The organism is Parafrankia irregularis, from assembly GCF_001536285.1.
Taxonomy (GTDB): Bacteria; Actinomycetota; Actinomycetes; order Frankiales; family Frankiaceae; genus Parafrankia; species Parafrankia irregularis.
This window is the reverse complement of record NZ_FAOZ01000005.1, coordinates 161,617-182,455: the sequence shown is the minus strand read 5'-3', so window position 1 is coordinate 182,455 and position 20,839 is coordinate 161,617. Positions and strand designations below refer to the sequence as shown.

At 71.0% G+C, this 20,839-nt stretch carries 19 protein-coding genes; 8 read left to right on the top strand and 11 right to left on the bottom strand.

What is annotated here, in order from left to right; genetic code table 11:
* The first annotated feature begins 126 nt into the window (after nucleotides 1–126).
* Nucleotides 127–789, top strand: a complete 663-nt coding sequence (locus AWX74_RS09935; protein WP_242666160.1) for a response regulator transcription factor — start codon at nucleotides 127–129, stop codon at nucleotides 787–789.
* A 1-nt stretch (nucleotide 790) separates the two neighbouring features.
* Nucleotides 791–2,290 carry a sensor histidine kinase gene (locus AWX74_RS09930; RefSeq protein ID WP_091274077.1) on the top strand — a complete coding sequence of 500 codons (1,500 nt, stop codon included), beginning with the start codon at nucleotides 791–793 and terminating at the stop codon, nucleotides 2,288–2,290.
* 44 nt (nucleotides 2,291–2,334) lie between these two features.
* Here the strand turns inward: AWX74_RS09930 and AWX74_RS09925 are convergent, their stop codons facing one another.
* Nucleotides 2,335–2,712, bottom strand: coding sequence for a PepSY domain-containing protein (locus tag AWX74_RS09925; protein ID WP_479724494.1), 378 nt, complete (start codon nucleotides 2,710–2,712; stop codon nucleotides 2,335–2,337).
* 266 nt (nucleotides 2,713–2,978) lie between these two features.
* On the opposite strand from AWX74_RS09925, the gene AWX74_RS09920 reads away from it, so the two are divergent.
* Nucleotides 2,979–3,830, top strand: coding sequence for a phosphatase PAP2 family protein (locus tag AWX74_RS09920; protein ID WP_091274074.1), 852 nt, complete (start codon nucleotides 2,979–2,981; stop codon nucleotides 3,828–3,830).
* 181 nt (nucleotides 3,831–4,011) lie between these two features.
* Here the strand turns inward: AWX74_RS09920 and AWX74_RS09915 are convergent, their stop codons facing one another.
* From AWX74_RS09915 to AWX74_RS09900, 4 genes are all read right to left on the bottom strand, one after another.
* The gene (locus tag AWX74_RS09915) at nucleotides 4,012–5,250 is read right to left on the bottom strand and encodes an AbrB family transcriptional regulator (protein ID WP_242666159.1); all 1,239 of its coding nucleotides are present in this window, start codon (nucleotides 5,248–5,250) and stop codon (nucleotides 4,012–4,014) included.
* Between the two features lie 744 nt (nucleotides 5,251–5,994).
* Nucleotides 5,995–6,681: a DedA family protein gene (locus tag AWX74_RS09910; RefSeq protein ID WP_091274071.1), complete on the bottom strand. Its 687-nt coding sequence runs from the start codon at nucleotides 6,679–6,681 to the stop codon at nucleotides 5,995–5,997.
* A gap of 232 nt (nucleotides 6,682–6,913) precedes the next feature.
* Nucleotides 6,914–7,837: a M56 family metallopeptidase gene (locus AWX74_RS09905; RefSeq protein WP_091274068.1), complete on the bottom strand. Its 924-nt coding sequence runs from the start codon at nucleotides 7,835–7,837 to the stop codon at nucleotides 6,914–6,916.
* The gene (locus AWX74_RS09900) at nucleotides 7,834–8,262 is read right to left on the bottom strand and encodes a BlaI/MecI/CopY family transcriptional regulator (RefSeq protein ID WP_091274066.1); all 429 of its coding nucleotides are present in this window, start codon (nucleotides 8,260–8,262) and stop codon (nucleotides 7,834–7,836) included. Before AWX74_RS09900 ends, AWX74_RS09905 begins: the two co-directional genes overlap by 4 nt.
* Nucleotides 8,263–8,489: 227 nt before the next feature.
* Between AWX74_RS09900 and efeU the strand changes: the two genes are divergently transcribed.
* From efeU to efeB, 3 genes are all read left to right on the top strand, one after another.
* Complete coding sequence (gene efeU, locus AWX74_RS09895; protein ID WP_091274063.1) at nucleotides 8,490–9,383, top strand: iron uptake transporter permease EfeU; 894 nt, start codon at nucleotides 8,490–8,492, stop codon at nucleotides 9,381–9,383.
* Nucleotides 9,384–9,460: 77 nt separating this feature from the next.
* Entirely contained in the window at nucleotides 9,461–10,651 is a 1,191-nt protein-coding gene (gene efeO, locus AWX74_RS09890) for an iron uptake system protein EfeO (RefSeq protein WP_091274061.1), read from the top strand.
* Nucleotides 10,648–12,099, top strand: a complete 1,452-nt coding sequence (gene efeB, locus AWX74_RS09885) for an iron uptake transporter deferrochelatase/peroxidase subunit (protein WP_091274058.1) — start codon at nucleotides 10,648–10,650, stop codon at nucleotides 12,097–12,099. The genes efeO and efeB overlap by 4 nt, the downstream gene beginning before the upstream one ends.
* A 640-nt stretch (nucleotides 12,100–12,739) precedes the next feature.
* Here efeB and AWX74_RS09880 read toward each other — a convergent pair.
* Complete coding sequence (locus AWX74_RS09880) at nucleotides 12,740–13,195, bottom strand: UTRA domain-containing protein (RefSeq protein WP_091274055.1); 456 nt, start codon at nucleotides 13,193–13,195, stop codon at nucleotides 12,740–12,742.
* Between the two features lie 99 nt (nucleotides 13,196–13,294).
* Between AWX74_RS09880 and AWX74_RS09875 the strand changes: the two genes are divergently transcribed.
* Entirely contained in the window at nucleotides 13,295–13,687 is a 393-nt protein-coding gene (locus AWX74_RS09875; RefSeq protein ID WP_242666157.1) for an FAD-dependent oxidoreductase, read from the top strand.
* A gap of 15 nt (nucleotides 13,688–13,702) precedes the next feature.
* On the opposite strand, the gene AWX74_RS09870 is transcribed toward AWX74_RS09875, so the two are convergent.
* The 5 genes from AWX74_RS09870 to AWX74_RS09850 form a co-directional block, all read right to left on the bottom strand.
* Nucleotides 13,703–14,710, bottom strand: a complete 1,008-nt coding sequence (locus tag AWX74_RS09870) for a potassium channel family protein (protein ID WP_091274048.1) — start codon at nucleotides 14,708–14,710, stop codon at nucleotides 13,703–13,705.
* A 135-nt stretch (nucleotides 14,711–14,845) separates the two neighbouring features.
* Nucleotides 14,846–15,451, bottom strand: a complete 606-nt coding sequence (locus AWX74_RS09865) for a TIGR03086 family metal-binding protein (RefSeq protein WP_091274045.1) — start codon at nucleotides 15,449–15,451, stop codon at nucleotides 14,846–14,848.
* A gap of 33 nt (nucleotides 15,452–15,484) precedes the next feature.
* A complete protein-coding gene (locus tag AWX74_RS09860) occupies nucleotides 15,485–15,988 on the bottom strand; it encodes an SRPBCC domain-containing protein (RefSeq protein WP_091274042.1) in 504 nt (167 codons plus the stop codon).
* A gap of 16 nt (nucleotides 15,989–16,004) precedes the next feature.
* Nucleotides 16,005–16,370: an ArsR/SmtB family transcription factor gene (locus AWX74_RS09855; RefSeq protein ID WP_054564846.1), complete on the bottom strand. Its 366-nt coding sequence runs from the start codon at nucleotides 16,368–16,370 to the stop codon at nucleotides 16,005–16,007.
* A gap of 124 nt (nucleotides 16,371–16,494) precedes the next feature.
* Complete coding sequence (locus tag AWX74_RS09850; protein WP_091274040.1) at nucleotides 16,495–18,516, bottom strand: WD40 repeat domain-containing serine/threonine protein kinase; 2,022 nt, start codon at nucleotides 18,514–18,516, stop codon at nucleotides 16,495–16,497.
* 615 nt (nucleotides 18,517–19,131) lie between these two features.
* Between AWX74_RS09850 and AWX74_RS09845 the strand changes: the two genes are divergently transcribed.
* Nucleotides 19,132–20,739 carry a DUF4407 domain-containing protein gene (locus tag AWX74_RS09845; RefSeq protein WP_091274037.1) on the top strand — a complete coding sequence of 536 codons (1,608 nt, stop codon included), beginning with the start codon at nucleotides 19,132–19,134 and terminating at the stop codon, nucleotides 20,737–20,739.
* Nucleotides 20,740–20,839 lie beyond the last annotated feature (100 nt).

Below are 20,839 nucleotides of genomic sequence, written 5' to 3'. Positions count from 1 at the left end.
CACCATGCCGCCGCGTGACGGGGTTCGCCCGGGTGGGACGGACCCGTCGCGGCCGCGTTCCCGCCGGCTCGTTCAGGTGGGATTCAGCCGCCACGCGGAACCCTGACCGGCGTGCGGATTCTCGTGGTGGATGACGACCCGAGCCTGGCACGTGCGCTGAAGCGGGGCCTGGAGGCGGAGCGGTTCGCGGTCGACGTCGCCCTGACCGGCCCCGACGGGCTGTGGCGGGCCGCCGAACACCGCTACGACGCGATTGTGCTGGATGTGATGCTGCCCGGTCTGAGCGGCTACACGGTGTGCAGCCGCCTGCGGGAGGCCGGGAACTGGGCGCCGATCCTGATGCTGACAGCCAAGGACGGGGAGCTGGACGAGGCGGAGGCACTCGACACGGGCGCCGACGACTTCCTCACCAAGCCGTTTTCCTATGTGGTCCTGGTCGCACGCCTGCGGGCGCTGATGCGCCGCGGGGCCCGCGAGCGGCCGGTCGTGCTGACAGCCGGCGATCTGCGCCTCGATCCCGCATCACACCAGGCGTGGCGGGGCGAGACGCCGATCGAGCTGACCCCGCGGCAGTTCGCCCTGCTGGAATGCCTGATGCGCCGGCCAGGCCAGGTGATCTCCAAGCGGGAGATCCTGGGGCAGGTGTGGGACTTCGCCTTCGACGGCGACCCCAACATCGTGGAGGTCTACGTCCGTCAGCTGCGTCGCCGCGTGGACGAGCCGTTCGGCCGCGGCGCCCTGCAGACCGTGCGCCTGGTGGGCTACCGCGTCGACCCGGCTGGCGGGTGAGATGCGGGGCCTGTGGCGTCGGCGGGCGACGGTCCGCGCCCGGGCCGCCGCGGTGGCGACCCTGGTGGTCGCCACCGCCCTCGCGGCCGGCGCCGCGGGGCTGCTTCTCACCCTGAACAGGTCGCTGGTCCGAGGGCACGACGACGCCGACCGGGCACGGCTGCGTGACCTGGCGACCATGGTCGAGGCGAACGCGGTTCCCCGGGTCGTCCCGGTGCCCGGTGATGACGATGTGGCGCAGGTGGTCGAGAGCTCCGGCCGGGTGCGCGCGGCCAGCGAGAAGGTGCTGGGCCAGCCGAGGCTGACCTCGTTCGAGCCGAACGGCTCCGATCCGGCCGTGCGGACCGTTCTGTGGACGTCCGGCGGCGAGTCCGAGAAGTACCGGATCTGGGCGCTGCGAGTGCCCGCCGCCACGGACGGCGAACGCAATCTGGTCATCTACGTCGGAAGCAGCGTGGAGACCGTTCAGGAAGCCGTCACCACGGTGCAGGGGGCGTTGGTCACGGGCCTGCCGGCGCTTGTCGCGCTGGCGGCTGCGGGCACCTGGCTGGTCGTCGGCCGCGCGCTGCGGCCGGTGGAGGCGATCCGGGCCGAGGTCGCGGACATCACCGGGGACATCGGCGGGCGCCGGGTACCCGTGCCGCTCGCGCGTGACGAGATCGCCCAGCTCGCGTCGACGATGAACGACATGCTCGACCGGCTGCACGCCGCGGCCGAGCGGGAGCGGCGGTTCGTCGCCGACGCCGCCCATGAGCTGCAGAGCCCGCTCGCCGCCTTCCGGACCCATCTCGAGGTCGCCCTGGCCCATCCGGACACCGCCGACTGGCCGTCGACCGCGGACGAGCTGCTCGACGGCAGCCGGCAGATGGAGCGCCTGGTACGGGATCTGCTCTTCCTCGCCCGCACCGAGAACAGGCGGAGCCAGCCTGGCCGGGACGCCATGAACCTGCTGGATCTCGACGACGTCGTCATGGCGGAGGCCGCCCGGCTGCGCTCGCTCGGCCGGGTGGCCGTGGATGTTTCCGGAGTGTCGGCGGCCCCGGTCCACGGCCGGCGGGACGAGGTCGCGCGGCTGGCGCGCAACCTGCTGGAGAACGCCGAACGCCACGCCAGGTCAACAGTCACCGTGACTGTCCGTACCACCGGGACCGCCGCGGTGTTCGTCGTGGCGGACGACGGACCTGGGGTGCCGCCTGAGGACCGCGAGCGCATCTTCGACCGGTTCACCCGCCTGGACACCGCCCGCACCCGGGGGACCGGCACGGGGCTCGGGCTCGCGATCGCGAAGGAGATCGCCCAGCGGCACGGCGCCACCATCCAGCTCGACGACGCCGATCACGATCTTCGGGACGTCGACATCGACGTCGAGGCCGCCGTCGCCGTCGAGGTCGACGGCGGTGTCACCCCCGCCCGGTGTGTCGGCGGGCGCGGGGCGCGGTTCGTCGTGTGCTTCCCCCTGCCGGCGATGCCAGGGGCAGCTGCCTGCGCCGCGGGGGGCTGATCCCCGCACCTCGCGAGGGCGGGGATCAGCGGACCGGATCGACGTCACCCGGCGACGTCGTCCGTGGGGTCCTCGGGGCCTTCGGAGTCCGCGGGGTCGTCGGGACCGGTCTCGGAGTCCGCGACCGCGCCGATCACCGTGAAGTCGCGGTCCAGGGCGACATCCACGACTCCCTTGTCGGGTGTGGTGACCTCGACCTGGTAGTAGCCGTCCTCGTCGCCGACCTCGGTCTCGGTCACCTTCCCGCCACCGGTGTACGCCAGCGCGGCCGCGCTGGCCTGCCCCAGTGCGGGCCCGGTGATGGGAGTCGCGTTGTCGTCACCGCCGCCCGATGCCGAGGCCGCGGTCACACCGCCGCCCACCATCGCGGCGATCAGCGCGCTTCCCGCCGCGCCAATGATCATCTTCTTCCGTCGAGTCATTGCCTGGAGCCCTTCGTCGTCGTCCTGACCTCAGCCGCGTGACCGCGGCGACCGCAGCGTGACCGAGGACGCCTGAAGCACCGCTGAATGCGACGGCAGGCAGGAGGCGGCCGCGGGCGGTGGGGCCGGCCTGCGGCCGGGGCCAGGGTGCTGCGACAGCGTGGGGAGAAAGGCGGTATGTGTTTCACATCGTCCGTACATGTCGGCTGTAGCAGTCTTCGGTCGAGCGTGCGTGCCACGCCCGAAACGACCGGGAGGGGCCGCTGGTGAGCTCGGCATCCGAACTGCCGGCGGGCGCACCCGGGCCGGAGCGGACCCGCACCGAAACCGCGCGCCGCCTGGTGGCCGGTGTATCGGGTCTCCTGCTGGCCGGGCTGTTGTGCGCGGTCGTCAGCAGAAACGGAAAGCCGTTCGCGCTTGACGCCAGGTGGCACCGCTGGGCGCTGGACCACCGCAGCGCCACGTTGTCCGACATCGCCGTCGCGGTCACCGACACCGGGGTCGGTGCCTGCGCGTACGGTCTCGCCGCGGTCGCCGGCGCGGTCGCGGTGGGACGACGTGGACGGTGGTGGCTGGGCGCCGTCGTCGCGCCTGCGGCGTTGCTGATGGCTCAGCTGCTCCGGACGTCCCTGGCGACCGTTGTCGGCAGGGCGCGGCCACCGCTCGCGGACTGGATGACCCACCCTTCGGGTTTCGCCTTCCCGTCCGGGCACACCACCACTTCGGCCCTGGTCGCCGTGGGTCTTGCCGCGGTGCTGTACCGCCGGGCGAGGCGTCGGACCACCCGGGTCTCCGCTGTCGTCCTCCCAGGTCTGTGGGCGTTCGCCGTGGGGATCAGCCGGATCTTCCTCGGAGTGCACTGGCCCACCGACGTTCTCGCCGGATGGCTGCTGGTGGCAGTCCTGGCCTGCGTCTTCCTGCCGCCGTTGGCCGCCCTGCTCACCTGGGTCGGGCGGGACCGACCGGACCCGCCGGTCGAGCCGGACCCGCCGGACGAGCCGGACCCGCCGGTCGAGCCGGAGTTGTCGCTGCCGCGCGCACCACGCCGGAGTGCCGGGGCCCGGGCCGGTGAAAGGGCTGGAGAAATGCCCCCCGGCAGCCGCGAAACGGATCGTTGAAAGGTTGCTCGCGCTCGTGTTCGGCCTGGTGGGCTTCGCTCATACCCGGGAGAGGCGCCGGGTCGCGGCGCCCGGCGCCGGAGTGACGCCGGCCAGCGCATCCTGACCCGACCAGCCGACCCCCTCGGCGGCAGGCGCATCTCGGCGTCCGGGTATCCAAGCGCGTCGACGACTCAGTGACTCAGCGCCGGTGATCATCCGCACCGTTCCGCACGTCGGTGCGTTCGGCGGGCCGTCCAGTCATCCGGCGGGCCGCCCACCGGATGACCAGCGGGGTGAGGAGCACGACGAGGAACAGTCGCAGGCTCTGGACGACGGCGACGACGGGGACGTTGGTGTGGGTGGCCGCGGCAGTCGCGAGGACGGCGTTGATGCCGCCGGGGGTGGTGGCGAGGTAGGCCTCCAGGAAAGGCACCCCGGCCAGGTCGGCCAGGATCCAGGCAAAACCGGCGCAGGCCAGGCAGATCACCACGATGCCGCCGAGCAGGTGCGGTATGAGGTGCCCGATGTGCCGGATGGCCGGGCGGGTGAAGCGCAGGCCGACCTCGAGCCCCACGAGGACCCAGACGACGTCCTGCAGTGGGCCCGCGGGCGCGAACCCGGGGGCGATACCGGTGGCCAGCACGGCCCCGGCCACCAGCATCGGCCCGAGCAGCGACGGCGCAGGCAGCCGGCAGCCCCGCCCGACGCGGCTGCCGGCCACGCAGATGAACAGCAGGGTGGCCAGGCCGGCGAGCTGGTGCGACGAGTCGACCAGACGGGACAGATTCGGAAACGACCCGGGGGCGGCGTGCCCGGCGCCCGGCCCATGCAGCGCCAGCACGACCATCGGGGCGGAGAAAGCGACCAGCCCGACCCGCAGGTACTGGGCGAAGGCGACCACGCGGCTGTCCGCACCGAGGTCCTCCGCGTAGGCGACGATCGCCGCGGACCCGCCGGGGATCAGGCCCAGGACCGCATCCACCGGGCGGGTCCGGGTCCGGTACGCGATCAGCACCGCGACCCCGGCGCAGACGGCCACCGTGGCAGCGGTGACCACGGTCAGCGCAAGTGCCTGGCCTGCCGCCGATGCCAGTTGCGACGGGACGAGATACGACCCCATGAGCGCCCCGAGCACCGCGTGCGACGAGCGGGCGGCGGAGGCCGGCACCTGCCGGTGCACCAACCCGGTGACGGCGAGGGCCGCTCCGACGGCCAGCGACATCACCAGCTGGGGTGCCGGCACCGAGACCATCTCACCGATCTCGCTGAGCAGGTAGCAGGCGATGGTGAGCACCATCCAACCCGTGGCCTGCACGCCTGCCCGGGAGCGCGTGCCTGCTCGGATGTGCACGGATGCCCGTGGACCGGGGCGTGTCGTCATCCCGGCATCGGCCCGCCGGTCCGGAACCTGGGAATCCGCGACTGTGGAGAAGATCATCGTCACCGCCGGAAGGTTTCATCGTCCGCCAGCTGGCCCGGACGTCGTCTCAAACGAGGGACGTAACTAACCCTGCCCGTCGAAGATGTGAATTCTCTGAAAGCCGGGCACTTTTAGGTCGACGCTGTTGGTGGCTCGCGTCACCTCGTTCGCAAGTGAGCTGGATCGCCCTTTCGGGATCTTTCCTTGTGTCCATTCGTGGTCTGGGTGTCAGTGGCCCGGCGGGGTGGGGTGATGTGCCGGGGTGACGCCGGCTGGGCGCAGTTCTTCGCCCGGCCCGACGGAATTCATGTCTTCATGTTTTCCCGTGATCTCCCGGGTGGAGCGCCGTCACCGACGATCCAAGGTCGGAGTCCGTCGGCGGGCGAGCGTCCCGGCTACCCGTCGCTGCCGGGAAAGAACTGAGATCGGTGGCTGGGGTGCCTGTCGACATCCCGATCCCGAGAAATGGCGGATCCGGGGTCGTCGATATCGACCTGGCGGGTGGCGCGGAGTGAGTGCGGACCGCCGCATGGTGACCCACCGGAGATTCCGCGCCGCCACACGGTGACAGAAATTCGCGCCAACAAACGACAAGTGGGACATGGCGCCACCTGGTAATCCGCAAGAAATGAGGATTTCGGTTGTTCGGGCAGCCAAAATCCTCACCTCTTGCTTGGCGGCAGCGGCAGCGGGAGCGGGAGGAGTGGCAGCGGAAGTCCGAGGCTCGGGATTCTGCGTATAGATCCAGATGGCTGAGATCGGTCACCCGGCGTCGCCGCGAACGGCGTGCTCCTGAGATTCCGGGCGGGCCGCCACGGCCTTCCGGCGGCGGGCGCGCAGAACCTCGACCAGAATCGGAATGACCGAGATCACGACGACGAGAAGCAGAATTACCTCGACGTTCTGCCGGATGAAGTCGATCCTGCCGAGAAAGAAACCCAGGATCGTGACGCCGCAGCCCCACAGGACGGCGCCGACGATGTTGTAGACGACGAAGACCCGGTAGTGCATGGCGCTGACGCCCGCGATGACCGGGGTGAAGGTCCGCACGACGGGGACGAAACGAGCCAGGACGATCGACCGCGGGCCGTGCTTCTCGAAGAACCCGTGTGCCTGGTCGACGTACTCCTGGCGGAACAGGCGGGAGTCCGGGCGGCGGAAGAGCGCGGGGCCGGCCTTCCGGCCGAAGAGGTAGCCGACCTGGTCACCCAGGGCCGCGGCGGTGCCGACGAGGGCACAGGCGAGCCACAGCGGCGTGGACACCTCGTCCCGGGAGATCAGCAGGCCGAGGGTGAACAACAGCGAGTCGCCGGGCAGGAAGAAGCCGACCAACAGCCCGGACTCGGCGAAGACGACAAGCAGGACCACGGCCAGGCCGGCCTTGGCCAGGCTGTCCGCACTGATGAAGCCCGGCCCCAGGGCCAGCGTGTTCGATGCGATGCCGGTCACTGCCGAGGGCCTCCCGCGAGTCCGGCGACGGGGCCGGGTACCCGTCGATCCGTGACCGCACGGTAGGCCGGCGGCGATGTGAGTTCGGTGTGAGCGCGCGCCGCTGTGCGGCTGTGCCGTGCCGTGCGGCTGTGCCGTGCGGCTGTGCCGTGCGGCCGTGCCGTGCCGTGCGGCTGTGCCGTGCCGGGCGGCGGTGCCGCCGGGTGGCGGTGCTGCCGTGCGGTGCCGTCGGTCAGCCGCCCGTCGCGGCCTCGGAGACCTCGACGATGCCGTGCAGGTAGAGGACGACCGCGACCGTGCTGGCCCAGCACACCAGGGTCGCGACCGTGAGCAGAACACCCGCCCAGGTCCGGCGGGCCGGCGGCTCCAGAAGGTCCTGGACCCGGTCGACGACATGATCGTGGGCGGCACCGAGCAGGTGGGGCGGCACCGCGGGTCGGGCGAGCGCGGCCAGGCCCAGCGCCTGGGCCACGGTGGAGGGGTCGCCCACCGCGCGGACCGCGGCGGCGTCGGCCCACCGCTCGATCGCGTGGTCGACGGCGCGGGTCACCATCGCCGCCGGGGGACTGGCCGCGGCGGCGAGGCGGGTCAGCTGTGCGTAGCGGTGGTGATGATGACGCAGGTGGGCCTGCTCGTGGGCGAGCAGCGCCCGGCGTTGCGGGCCGCTCAGCAGGCGCAGCATGCCGGTGGAGACGACGACGCGGCGGTGGCGGCCCGGAACCGCGTAGGCATGCGCGTCATCGTCGGCTACGACAGCCAGTTCACCCACGGCGGGAAATGCTCTGACCGCGGCCGTGGTCCGGCGTGCGGCCATCACCACCCGGATCAGGTGGACGCCGGCCCGACCGAGCAGGACGAGCGCCAGCGCGCCCACGGCCAGGCCGACGATGCTCGGAACCGGCAGCATCGCGCGCAGGACCGGGATGGACCAGTCGCTCGGGTGCGCGGCGGGGAAGACGGCAACGGTACTGAGATAGGCGGAGTACGACAGCCCGGTCTCGGTGCCCAGCGACACCGTCACCGCGAAGGTGGTGAGAAGCACGGTCGCGGCCGCCGGCGGGAGCAGGCGGGCAGCGCGCGGCGCGGCCAGACCGCCGACGAGGCCGACCACGATCGGGATCATGATCAACCCGAACACGACGGCGATTCTGGTCACTGCGGCCCCTGTTCCTGCGCGTCGGATGCCGGCGTCGTCTGGTCGGGTCCGGGGTGGCGGGCGAGCAGTTCCCGCAGGATGCGTTCCGAGTCCTCGTCGAGGGTTCCGACGAACTGGGACAGCACCCTGGCGCGGTCCGTGCCGGCGTCGAGCAGCTTCTGCATCTGGCGGGCGGTTAGCCCGGCCTGGGTCTCCGACAGGCTGCCGACCAGCTGGTATGCGTAGGCCCGGCCCCGCGGGACGCGGGTCAGCGCCTGTTTCTCGTGCAGGCGTCGGAGTGTCGTCAGGATGGTCGTATAGGCCAGGTCATCACCCAGCTCGGCCTGCACCTGGGCCGCGGTCATCGGCCCGTCGGCGGCGGCGAGGCAGGCGACGACCTCGTTCTCCAGGCCGCCGCTGGGGCGGGGGTGAGTTCGGCCGGCCACTGATGCCTCCCGTCGCTCGTCGCTCGCTGCCCGTCGACGCCTGGTATCCCACGTCTCCCAGCAGATTGTGACAGCGCGTTGTGCGGGGGAGTCGCCCACTGTGGGCTCGTTGTGCCGGCTCGACCCGATGGCGGGCGGAAAGCAAGCTTGCGTTTTCGGTGAACATTAGGTATGCCTTACCTCCACAACTATCGTCAGATAGTTGTTGATCTGGAGGATCGAGCGCCGTGTTCGCCAACTACCTGATCGGCCTGCGTGAGGGCCTTGAGGCCGCGCTGGTCGTGAGCATCCTGATCGCCTACCTGGTCAAGGTCGGCCGACAGGACCGGCTGGTGCTCGTCGGCGGCGGTGTCGCGCTGGCGGTCGCCGTCAGCGTCGGCTTCGGGGCGCTGTTGACCTACACGTCGACGACCCTGCTGGCCGACTTCAGGAGCCAGGAGATCTTCGGCGGCACGATGTCGGCGATCGCGGTCCTGTTCGTCACCTGGATGGTGTTCTGGATGCGCCGCACCGCCCGCGGCATGCGGGCCGAGCTGGACGGACGGCTCGCCTCGGCGCTGGAGCTCGGCGCGTTCGCCGTCGCCCTCACCGCCTTCCTCGCCGTGGCCCGGGAGGGGCTGGAGACGGCGTTGTTCTTCTGGTCGGCGGTGCAGGCCGCGGGGAGCACCACCACACCCGTGATCGGGTTCTCCCTGGGCATCGTCACCGCGGTCATCCTGGCCTGGCTGCTGTACCGGCGGTCGGTCCGCCTGAACCTGGCCCGGTTCTTCACCTGGACCGGTGCCGGCCTGATCGTGATCGCCGCCGGCGTGCTGGCCTACGCGGTTCACGACCTGCAGGAAGGCGGCGTCATCGGCGGCCTCGGCACCCTCGCCTTCGACGTCAGCGACCAGATCTCACCCGGCTCGTGGTACGGGGCGCTGCTCAAGGGCGTCTTCAACTTCACCCCGCAGACCACCGTCGCCCAGGCGATCGCCTGGACCGCCTACCTCGTCCCCGTCATGGCCGTCTTCTTCCTCGGCCACCGGCTCCGCTCCGGCGAGCCGAGCCAGTCGAGCCAGCCGGGACCGGCGGGCGCGGCGGGCCAGGTACCGCCCATCCCGTCGGAATCGACCAGCTGACGGCGCCGTCGGCAGCCGCCACCGCGGTCCGCCTCCGACCGATCCTTCGCACCGCCCAGAACCCCTGAGGAGAACCAGTGAGATCGCCTGTCAGTCGTGCCCTGCGCCTGGCCTGTCCCGTCGTCCTGGCCGCGACCCTGGCCGCGGCCTGCTCGTCGGACGAGACGGCCAGCTCCGGCTCGTCCGGGGCGGCCGGCGCCGGCGGGGGACCGGTGGCCGTCAAGGCAGGCGACAAGAAATGCGAGGTGGCCAGCGTCGAACTGGCCGCGGGCCGGCACACCTTCGCGGTCACCAACACCGCGTCGCAGGTCACCGAGGTGTACGTCTACGCCGCTGGCGACCGGATCATGGGCGAGGTGGAGAACGTCGGCCCGTCGACGAAGCGCAATCTGATCGTCGACCTGCCAGCCGGCGAGTACCAGGTGGCCTGCAAGCCCGGGATGGTCGGCGACGGCATCCGCACCGCGCTCAAGGTCACCGGCAAGGCCGCGCCGCCGCAGACGCTCGACCAGAACCTGCAGACCGCGGTCACCTCGTACCAGACCTACGTCGAGTCCGAGACCCAGGCGCTGGTCGACACAACCGCGACCTTCGTCGCGGCGATCAGCTCGGGTGACCTGGCCAAGACGAAGGAGGCCTACCCGGCCGTGCGCCTGCACTACGAGCGGATCGAGCCGATCGCGGAGTCCTTCGGTGACCTCGACCCGCTGATCGACATGCGGATCGACGACGCCACCCCCGAGACGCCGTTCGTCGGGTTCCACGCGATCGAGCAGAAGCTCTTCGAACAGAAGACCCTGGACGGGACACAGCCGCTCGCGACCGCGCTGACCACGAACGTCGGCAAGCTCAACGAGCTGGTCAAGACGGTGGAGCTCACCCCCCTGGTGATGGCCAACGGGGCGAAGTCGCTGCTGGACGAGGTCGCCGCGTCCAAGGTCACCGGCGAGGAGGAACGGTACTCCCGCATCGACCTCGTCGACTTCGCCGGCAACGTCGACGGCGCCAAGTACGTCTACAGTGCGCTGCGCCCGGCCCTGCAGGAGAAGGACCCCGAGCTGGTGTCCACCCTCGACAAGCGTTTCCCGGCGCTGGTGAGCCTGCTCGACACCCACCTGGCCAAGCCGGGAGACAACGGCTACATCCCCGGCAGCCCTTACGTCTCCTACGACACCCTCACCCCGGAGCAGGTGAAGGCCCTCGCTGTCGAGGTCGACGCGATCTCCGAGCCGATCGGGCAGATCGCGGGAGTCGTGACCAGCAAGTGAGCCCCTCACCCGACCCCGGCGGCCCGCACGGCCGCGAAAGTCAGCCAGCACCGGACTCGGCGCCGACCCCGGCGTCAGCGGCTCCGGCTGCGGCCCCAGCTCCGGCTGCGGCCCCAGCTCCAGCTCCAGCTCCGGCTCCGGCTCCGGCTCCGGACCCGGACCCGGCTCCCGCGTCACGCGGCTTCAGCCGTCGCCGCATCGTCGGGCTCCTCGGCGGCGCCGCGGTCGTCAGCACGGGTGTCGGCGCAGGTGGCACCGCCGCCGCCTTCGCCGTCTCCACCACGGACGACGGGTCACCGGAGTCGGGCCAGACGGTGCCGTTCTTCGGCCCGAACCAGGCCGGCATCGTCACCCCGGTTCAGGACCGGCTGCACTTCGCCGCCTTCGACCTCGGCGCGACCGCCACCCGCGAGGACCTGATCGCGCTGCTCACCGCCTGGACGAACGCGGCCACCCACCTGACCGTCGGGACGGATGTCGGCACCGGCGCGGTGACCGGCGAGCCAGGCGCACCGCCGGACGACACCGGTGAGGCACTGGGGCTGTCGCCCGCCCGGCTGACCCTCACGTTCGGCTTCGGCACCAGCCTGTTCACCGACGCCACCGGCAAGGACCGCTTCGGGCTCGCCGCCTCCCGCCCGCCGCAGCTCGCCGACCTGCCCGCCTTTCCGGGAGACGCGCTCAACCCGGCCCTCAGCGGTGGCGACCTGTGCGTGCAGGCCTGCGCCGACGACCCCCAGGTCGCCGTGCACGCCATCCGCAACCTGGCCCGACTCGCCCGCGGCACCGCCTCGGTGCGCTACTCCCAGCTGGGGTTCGGCCGCACCAGCTCCACCTCGAACGCCCAGGTCACCCCGCGCAACATGATGGGTTTCAAGGACGGTACGGCCAACATCAGGGCCGAGGACACGGCCATCATGAACACCCAGGTCTGGGTTCAGCCCGGCGACGGGCCGGCCTGGATGACCGGTGGCAGCTATCTCGTCAGCCGCCGTATCCGCATGCTCATCGAGCCCTGGGACAGCACGCCGCTCACCGAACAGGAGCGGGTCATCGGCCGCGCCAAGGGAAGCGGTGCGCCGCCCGGAAAGAGCGACGAGTTCGACCCACTGGATTTCGGGGCCAAAGGTGCCGACGGTGAGCCGCTCATCGATCCCAACGCCCACGTCCGACTCGCCCACTCATCCCATAACGACGGCGCCGTGATCCTGCGCCGCGGGTACTCGTTCACGAACGGCACCGACGACCTGGGCCGGCTCGATGCCGGGCTGTTCTTCATCGCCTACCAGCGCGACCCACGCAAGCAGTTCGTGACCATCCAGAAATCGCTGGCCGGCAAGGCCAACGATGCCCTCAACGAATACATCCAGCATGTCGGCAGCGGACTGTTCGCCTGCCCGCCGGGCGTCCAGCCCGGAGAGTACCTGGGCCAGAAGCTTTTCGAATAGGCCTCCCAGCGACCAGGATTCGCGGGCCTGGTCCTGCCTGGTAGCTTTTCGTAGCTCGAATCGGTAGCTCGAAGATCTGAGGATTTCGGTCGTTCCAACAACCGAAATCCTCAGGTCCTGCCCGGCCGCGGCGGAAGCCTGAAACCGCGGCTTGAAGATCCTGGGGTTTTGGTCGTGCTGGAGCCTGCCGCAGGTTGGCGCCCATCAAGATCGCTAATCGGTGGGCGGAAAGGTTCGCGCTCCTCGAACGCGGCCGGACCTCCGAGTGTCCGGTAGCCCGGTAGGCCCGGTTTGGTGGGTCGCAAGAGTGAACGGTTCTGGTCGTTCCGACGACCACAATCCTTCCTTCTTGCGGGTCACCAGGCAGCCCTGCGCCCTTTTTGTGCCTCATGAGGTGAATTGCCGATGCTGTGCGGGAGCCTCGATGGGTGCGCGACGATCTCGCCGACGGTCTCGTGGCCGAGAATCGAGGGGCAGGGCTGGCGGCGCCGGCCGCCGTCTCCCCGAGGACGCGGTAGACCTCCTGCCCGTCGTCGATGGTGGTGCCGGCCATGTCGAGGACGACCAGGTCGATCGACGGCGCGATCGACGGCGCGATCGACGGCGCGATCGAGGGGGCGGTCAAGGGTGCCCTCCAGGCTCAGCGGGTCGGAGTCGCGGCCGCCTTGCGGACGAGCGCGCAGCGCGCGTCGAAGGTGTTCTCGAGGGTGAAACTGACCACCGCGGGCAGGTACCGGTCGTCGTGGTATTCGAGGACCTCGCCGTCGGGGTCGCGGGCGGTGCGCTGCTGGCGGAGCAGCGGGGCCCCTGCGGTCACGCCCAGGTGCAGCGCGTCGACGGGGTCGGCGGCGACCGCGTCGATGACGTGTGAGGCGGTGGCGAACCGGACCCTGCGGGAGATCAGGTGCGCCCACATCGACCCCGAGCTGGTGTCGAAGTCGAACAGGTGCCGGCCGACGTGCTCGACGAACGTGCCGCGCTCGAGCATCGCGCGCTCACCGTCCAGGTAACGCAGCCGCAGCACCTGCACGACCGGTACTCCCGGCGGGACGTTCAGCACCGTGCTGGCATGTTCGTCGGCCGGGCGCAGTGCCAGTTCGAGTGTGTGCTAACGAGAAACGAACTCTCGACGACGTCATTTCCGGCCTGTTGACCAGGCTGTGGAGCGTGGCTGACCCTGCCTCTCATGACAGGTTTGGACGGCGTTCGAACGGACGTCGTGGTGGTCGGCGCCGGCATCGTCGGGCTGGCTCACGCCTTCGACGCCCACACCCGTGGGCAGTCGGTCGTCGTCGTCGAGCGTGACGACCGGGCCGTCGGAGCCTCCGTGCGCAACTTCGGGCACGGCTGCGTCACCGCACAGTTCGGCCCGGCGCTCGACCACGCGCTGCGGTCGCATGGCGCGCTCGGCGAGCTCGCCGTGCCGTTCATCGTCAACCGGCGGCTGGCCCTCCCGCCGGCGGCGCTGGGGCTGGGTGCCCCCGCCCGGCACGGGAACCCGGCCGCGGTCGTCCACAACTACGACGCCTTCTACGCCGCCACCACCCTGGCGCACCTGTCCCGGACCGACGCCGAGGCGGCGCCCTGACCCGGCGCGCAGCCCTCAGCCGGTGCCGCCCGGGTCGGGATGATCGCCGACGTCGCGAACCGTGATCAGGCGGTCGCCGCGGCGGATCGGCGCCGCCTCCGGCTCGTCGTAGCGGATCAGGCGGCCGGCGCGGACGAGGGCGAGAACCGGATCCAGGCATTCCCGGGGCCCGCGGCCGACCTCTTGCTCGGCCGCGGCACGCTCGGTGAGCCGCAGCCCCACCTCGGACGTCAGCAGATCCTCGAACACGTCGACGACCCGGGGGCTGCGGGTCGCCAGCCCCAGCATCCGGCCGGCGGCGTCCGAGCTGGTCACCACCTGGTCGGCGCCCCCGCGGCGCAGCAGCGGGATGTTCTCCGCCTCGCGGACGGCCGCCACGACCACCGCGTTCGGTGCCAGGTCCCGGACGGTGAGCGTGATCAGCACGTTCGCCTCGTCGGAGTCGGTCGAGATGATCACCGCCCGGGCGCGTTCGGTCAACGCCTCGCGCAGCACGGCCGTGCGGGTGCCGGAGCCGACGACGGTCGTGAGCCCGTCGCGGCCCGCCTCGGCGAGCGCGTGCTGGTCCGGGTCGACGACGACGATCTGATCCGCGGGCACGCCGTCGGCCCGCAGCGCCCGCACCGCGCTGCGCCCCTTCACCCCGTAGCCGACGACCACCACATGCTGATCCACCCGCCGCCTCCACCGCCCGACCCGGATGGCTTCCCGCGAGCGCTCGGTCAGCACCTCCAGGGTGGTGCCGACCAGCAGGATCAGGAAGATCACCCGGGCCGGGGTGATCACCAGGACGTTCACCAGCCGAGCGCTCGGCGTGATCGGCGCGATGTCGCCGTATCCCGTCGTCGACAGGCTGACGGTCGCATAGTAGGCGGCGTCCAGCAGGCTCAGCGGGCTTCCCTGGTTGTCGGCGTAGCCGTCGCGCCCCAGGTAGACCACGACCACGGTCCCCAGCAGGATGAGTGCCGCCAGCGTGAGCCGCTGCGCGATCGCCCGGCCGGGCCCGCCCTGCGGGCGCGGCACCGAGATCCTCGACCGCGCCCACCCGGCCTCGCCGTCTCCCGCCACGGTCGTCAGTCTCGCGCTCCCGCGCCGCCGCGCGTGTGAGCCGGGACCCCGGACGTCCGTTGCTCAGGGGACTCAGGGGACTCGGAGGGCTCAGGACGGTTCGGGCCGCCAGTGCGGGTCGCGGCCGATGAACCCGAGCAGGCGGGTCTGGGCGTCGGCGCCCGCGGGCACGGCGACCGCCGGCCCGTACTGCCCGGATGACCGCAGGACGTCCTCCATCTGCGCCATTCCGTCGACGAGCTGGGCGCAGAAGGCGGGGTCGAGCCGGTCGTCCTGCCCGGTGGCCCGGGCGAGATCCCAGGTGTGCATGAAGACGTCGGCGGTGTAGATCATGTCGGTCGCGTTGGTGACCGACAGCTCGCCCACGTGCGGGTTGCGCAGGATGTGGGCGGCGGTGGCGGGGTCGTCGAGGAGCTGCTGAACGGCACCGGCGTGCACCTGCCAGGCACCTGCCGGGTCGTCGTCGACGGACGGGCCGTGGGGCAGCGCCGGTCCGCCGCTGGCTTCGAGGAAGCCGGCGAACCACTCGCACAGGTGCCGGACCACGTCTCGTGCGGCCCACCCGGCGACGGGTGTGGGGGCGTCCCAGTCGCGGGTGCCGAGCACCCGGTCAGTGAACGCGCCCGCGATCAGCCGATGGCGCTCGGCGGGTGAGAGCCCGGCAGGTGAAACGGAGAGCGTGGAGTTCTCGGTCATGGATGTCGTCCCTTCGCCCGGCTGGTTCCCGGTTCAGACGGTGCCTGAGGAGACCAGGGCGGCCAGCTTGGCGTAGCCCTCGTTGATGCCGGTCTCCATTCCGCTGCGCAGCCAGGCGTCGCGGCCGTCGAAACTGTCGACCAGCGACTGGGCGTGCAGCCGGGCCCGGCCGTCACCGAGATCCTCGAACCAGATCGTCTCCAGCGCCACGTGGTCCGGCTCGCCCTCGAAGCTGAAGGTCTGGACGATCCGGTTGGGGCGCACGTCGTGGAAACAGCCGCGGAAACGGAAGTCCAGGCCGTCGCGGCGCGCGACGTAGCGCCAGCTCCCGCCGTTGCTGGCATCCCAGTGCTCGATGGTGGTGACCATCCCGTCCGGCCCGACCCAGCGGGCGAACAGGTCGGGGTCGGTGTGCGCGCGGAACAGCTGCTCCGGCGTGGCGACGAAATCCCGGGTGAGCCGGATCAACGGCACGTTCGGGTCGGCCTCGATCCGGGTCGTCTCGATGGCGGTCGTGGCACTGCTGCTGGTGCTCATCAGTCTTTTCCCTTTCTCAGGCCGACTTCTCGCCGGCGATGTGGGACGGGTCGGCCGCCGCGGGGTCGTTCAGCGCGGCGAGCACCGCGTCGAGGCGGCGGTAGCGCTGCTCGGCCTGGCGGCGGTAGCGCTCGATCCAGCCCGTCATCAGATCGAGCACCTGCGCCTCCAGGTGGACGGGGCTGCGGTGGCCGGGGCCGGTGCGGCTGACCAGGCCCGCCTGTTCAAGGACTTTCAGGTGTTTCGAGACCGCCTGGATGCTCATGTCGTAGGGCGCGGCGAGCTCGCCGACGGTGGCGTCGCCCGCCGTGAGCCGGGCGACGAGATCCCGCCGCGTCGGGTCGGTGAGGGCTGAGAAGAGCCGTGACAGCTGATCCACCATCACCCCATCTAACCTCAACCGGTTGGTTGAGGATGAAGGTAGAGCGGGTGGGCGGCTACGTCAACCATCTGGTTGACGGGAGTGTCCCGGCAAAGGAGTGTCCCGGCAAAGGCGCGCAGGGGCCTCAGCCCCGCCGCGGCGGGGCCGTCGTGGTGAACCTCGTCCACAGGCGTACCGTGCCGTCCTCGCCGGCGCTGGCGAGGATGTCGCCCTGCGGGCCGAACGCCACCGAGCGCACCCGGTCGGTGTGGCCGCGCAGTGGCTCGCCGAGGGGCTGGGGCGCGGCCGGATTGGTCGTGTGCCACAGGCGCACGACCTTGTCGAAGGCCGCGGCGGCGAGAATCTCCGCGACGGGTGAGAAGGCCATCGCGTTCACCCCGGCGCGCCCGCGGCCCCGCATCGGCTGGCTGAGCGACCGCGGATCGGCCGGATCGGCCACATCCCACAACGTCACCGTCGCCCTGCCGACCCTCGTGGCGCCGGCGCTCGCGCCGGCGAGGGTGTCGCGACGCCGGGAGAACGCCACCGCGTCCACCTGGCCGAACTGGTTGCCGAGCCGGTCGTGGATGAGCTGGGGGTTGGTCGGCTCGGTGAGATCCCACAGCCGAATCCTCTGGTCGGCCCCGCCGCTGGCGAGGATGCGCCCGCTCCGGGAGAACGCCAACGAGCACACCGAGCCCTGGTGGCCCAGCAGTGGCTCGCCGACCGGCCGCGGGGCAGTGGGATCGGTGACGTCCCACAGCCGGATCGCGGTGTCCCTGCTGCCGCTGGCGAGGATCCGCCCGTTGGGCGAGAACGCCACCGAGCTGACCTGGCCGGCGTGTGCGAGCGGTTGCCGGCCGGAAAGGCGCAGTGCTGTCGGGCCGGTCGGTCTCCACAGCTGGACCGTCCGGTCCGCGCCGGCGCTGGCCAGGATGCTGCCGCTCGGGGAGAAGGCCAGCGACAGGACGGTGCCGTCGTGGCCCTGCAGCGGCCCGCCGAGGGGCCGGGGGCTGACGGGGGCGGTGAGGTCCCACAGCTGGATGCGCTGATCGGCGCCCGCGCTGGCGAGGATCTTCCCGCGCGGGGAGAACGCCACCGCGTGCACCGGCTTCTCGTGGCCGCGCAGCGGGGCCCCCAGAGCTCGCGGGTCAGAGCCGCGAGACGTGTCCGAACGGTTCAGGCGTGGGGTCCTGATGACGTTGGGCCCGGTGGGGCGAAGGATCTCGATCAGTTCAGGCAGGTCCGTCAGATGCAGCGGGAGGCCCGTGCGTGCCTTGTCGGCCCAGCCGGGGCCGTAGGCGTCGGTGGCGGCGTGGGCCAGGGCCAGGGCAAGCTCGGCGGCGCTGGAGTAGCGGTCGCCGGGCCTTCTCGCCAGGGTGCGCAGGACGACCCGGGCGATCCGGTCGTCCACGGTGCCCATCGCCGGCGGCTGGTCCCCGGTCCCGGTTTCCGGCCGCGCGATGTTCCCTTTGGGGCCGAACGGGAGCCGACCGGTCAGGAGCTGGTAAAGCACGACACCGAGGGCGTAGATGTCGGTCGCCGGGGTGAGCTTCCCCGCGGTGATCTGCTCGGGTGCCATGTAGGCCTGGGTGCCGACCACGTTGTCGGTGTGGACGGCCTGGCCCACATATGACTTCGCGAGCCCGAAGTCGCCGACCTTCAACGTGTTGTCCTCGGCGAACATGATGTTCGCGGGCTTGATGTCGCGGTGCAGCAGTCTCTGGTGGGCGTGGTTCAGCCCGGCGGCGGCCGCAAGCCCCACCGCGCATGACTGCTCGGGCGAGAGCCGCTCGCGCCGCCCGTTCAGGGTGGCACCCGGAAGATATTCCATCACGACCACCTGCAGGTGGTGCTGCCCGAAGATCTGGCTGAACGAGTCGTATACCTGCACCACATGCGGATGATTAAGCTCGGCCAGTCGCTGCGCCTCGTCGGTCACGCCGATAATTCCCTTGACGGCAACCCGGCGATTCAATTGTTTCTGGGTTGCCTCCAGCACCAGCCCGTACCCACCCGAGCCCAGTTCGGGGCCCAGGGCGATCTCCGGTCGCCGCGCTTTTACCGCAGCTGGTATCGCCGACCTGAGCCACCCACGGCGCTGCTCCAAATTAGCGAGCAGGTAGTGGTTAGACCAGTTCGCCTCGTGGTCGTTCGCCCCCGTCATAGTGCAGCCATCATAGTGGCTGGCCGGGCCCTGTCCGGGGCTTGCTCGGAGGCTGGCCAGAGCCTGTCCGGGGTGGCTCGCAGGCCCGCCGGCCGGTTGATGCCGTGGTCTTCCGGTCCGTAGCCCGGTGGATTTCCCAAAGAGAGGGCAACCGTGGGCGGAGGTGTAGCGGGTGCGTGGTTGTCGGCCTCGCGGCCAACCTTGGTTGCTATGAGGCAAAGGCTCTGCCTGCTGGCCCGGTTATAGGCCGGGCTCGCGCCCCGGCCTCGGCTGTGATTTGCCCGCGGTGTGCGGTACGTTCATTCCGAGAGTCGGTATGCGGGTGTCGGGTGCATCGGCCTGAGCTGCGTACACCTGAGCCGCATCGGTCTGAAGCTGCCTGCACGGGAGCGATGGTTGGTCGCCCCGCGGCGGGCCCGCGGGGGAGGGGAGTGGTCGGGTGGCGCGGCAAGGCCGCCGGCCGGCGGGTGCCGGCACACATCCCGCCGGCCCCTGCGGCCGCGGGGTAATGCGGGCGGGGCTCTGAGGGGCACCTCAACATCGGGCTGGGCGAAACATCGGGCTGGGCGGGCCACCGGCCACCCACACCGACAGATGGCGTAAACGGGGAGCGTCATGTCGAACGACAGTTTTTCGCAGGACCGGGGGTCAGGGCTTTCCGGGGGTTCCTGGCCGGGCGGTCTGCCTGACGAGGACCCGTGGGCGGAGGGTGGCAGGCGCCGGTCGCGTCCGACCCGGGTGCTGCTGTGGCTCTCCGGCGCCAACACCGATATTCTGGATCGTTTTCCCTCCGACGTCCCGAAGTACGTGGGCATCGGCGCCGCCGTGCTCACCACGTCGACCATGGCTGGTATCTCCTGCGCCTTCGCGCTACGGATGGCGCTGGGCCTGAGCCCGTTCTTCTATCTGCTTCTCGGGGTGGCCTGGGGTTTCGCCATCATGAGCCTCGACCGGTGGCTGGTCGTCTCGATGCAGCGCCGGGACCACTGGTATCAGATTCTGCCGATCGCGATTCCCCGGCTCGCCCTCGCGATACTGATCGGCGTCGTGATCTCGACGCCGCTCGTGCTGCGAATCTTCGAGGCGGAGATCACGACCGAGCTCTCGCTCATGCGCAGCGAGCGCGACAGCGAATTCCTGGCCACCACGCAGACCGACGAGCGCGGCACGCGGATCAAGGCGCTGGAAGCGGAACAGAAAACGCTGCAGGCCACGATCGACACCAGCACCGACACCGTGGACGTCAGCACGGACCCCGACGTCGCGCGCATACAGAAGCTGGTCGATGCCAAGCAGGAGCAGTACGACGCCGCCGAGCAGGCTGTCATCTGCGAGAACGAGGGGACCTGCGGCAGCGGCAAGGTCGGCCGCGGCCCGGCCTACACGGAGAAGGTGGCGCTCCGGGACCGGTACCGGGATGAGCTCAGTGTGCTGAACGGCCAGCTCACCACCGCGCAGGCGACCGCGCGGTCGAAGGCCACCGACACCAGGGGCGCGGCGCAGAACACCGCGAAGGGCCGGCTGAAGACGGTCGAGACGGAGCTCACGGACCTCAGGACGGCGCGCACGGCGGCCATCGAGAACTTCCGCAAGGAGAACGGCAAGGAGAACGGCCTGCTGATCCGCATCGAGGCGCTGGACAACCTGACCGCGCACCGGCCGGCCCTGGGCCTCGCGCACCGGTTCCTGCTGTTGTTCATCACGGCGATCGAGTGCCTGCCGATCATCGTCAAGTTCATCATCTCCGTCGGCCCGGCGAACGACTACGAGCAGGCGGTCGCCCTCGACGGGAAGAGCCGGCTGCGGGCAGAGGAGGAGCGCATCCGGCACCGGCGGGCGGCGGCGATCATGGCGAACGCCGGGCTGCACCGACGGCGGGCCATCGGCGTGGAGATACAGACCGAGGCGGCCGAGCATGCCAGCGAGGCCGCCCTCAACCAGCTCAAACGCCGGATGACCCGGGATGCGAGGCGCAACCCGCAGGCCTACATGGATCCGACGGCGTTCTCGACCCGGCGCCCCGCTCCGGTGCGGCCGGTCCCGCCACCCCGGCGGTCGCGGCTCGACAACCTGCTGGGGCGAATCGGGCTGCAGCAGGTCTCCAGCGGGCAGCACCCCAGCGGGGAGCAGTACCAGCCCTACCCGAGCAACGAGCCGATCCCGCCCTCAGGCCCGTTCTTCGACGGCGATTCCGGCAACGGCTACGGCCAGTGGCGGAACTGACCAGCCAGGCGTGACCGGGCCCGCGGGCCGCAGGGCCCGGGCCCCGCGGCCCGCGGGCGAGACCGGCGGGTGTGTACCGCCGGTTCGTGACGGGGATCCG

What these genes read in the sequence shown, in the direction of transcription:
- AWX74_RS09930 (WP_091274077.1), top strand. Translation starts at nt 791, where the DNA reads ATGCGGGGCCTGTGGCGTCGGCGGGCGACGGTCCGCGCCCGGGCCGCC.
- AWX74_RS09925 (WP_479724494.1), bottom strand. Translation starts at nt 2,712, where the DNA reads ATGACTCGACGGAAGAAGATGATCATTGGCGCGGCGGGAAGCGCGCTG.
- AWX74_RS09915 (WP_242666159.1), bottom strand. Translation starts at nt 5,250, where the DNA reads ATGATCTTCTCCACAGTCGCGGATTCCCAGGTTCCGGACCGGCGGGCC.
- AWX74_RS09865 (WP_091274045.1), bottom strand. Translation starts at nt 15,451, where the DNA reads ATGACCGAGAACTCCACGCTCTCCGTTTCACCTGCCGGGCTCTCACCC.
- AWX74_RS09860 (WP_091274042.1), bottom strand. Translation starts at nt 15,988, where the DNA reads ATGAGCACCAGCAGCAGTGCCACGACCGCCATCGAGACGACCCGGATC.
- AWX74_RS09855 (WP_054564846.1), bottom strand. Translation starts at nt 16,370, where the DNA reads ATGGTGGATCAGCTGTCACGGCTCTTCTCAGCCCTCACCGACCCGACG.
- AWX74_RS09850 (WP_091274040.1), bottom strand. Translation starts at nt 18,516, where the DNA reads ATGACGGGGGCGAACGACCACGAGGCGAACTGGTCTAACCACTACCTG.
- AWX74_RS09845 (WP_091274037.1), top strand. Translation starts at nt 19,132, where the DNA reads ATGTCGAACGACAGTTTTTCGCAGGACCGGGGGTCAGGGCTTTCCGGG.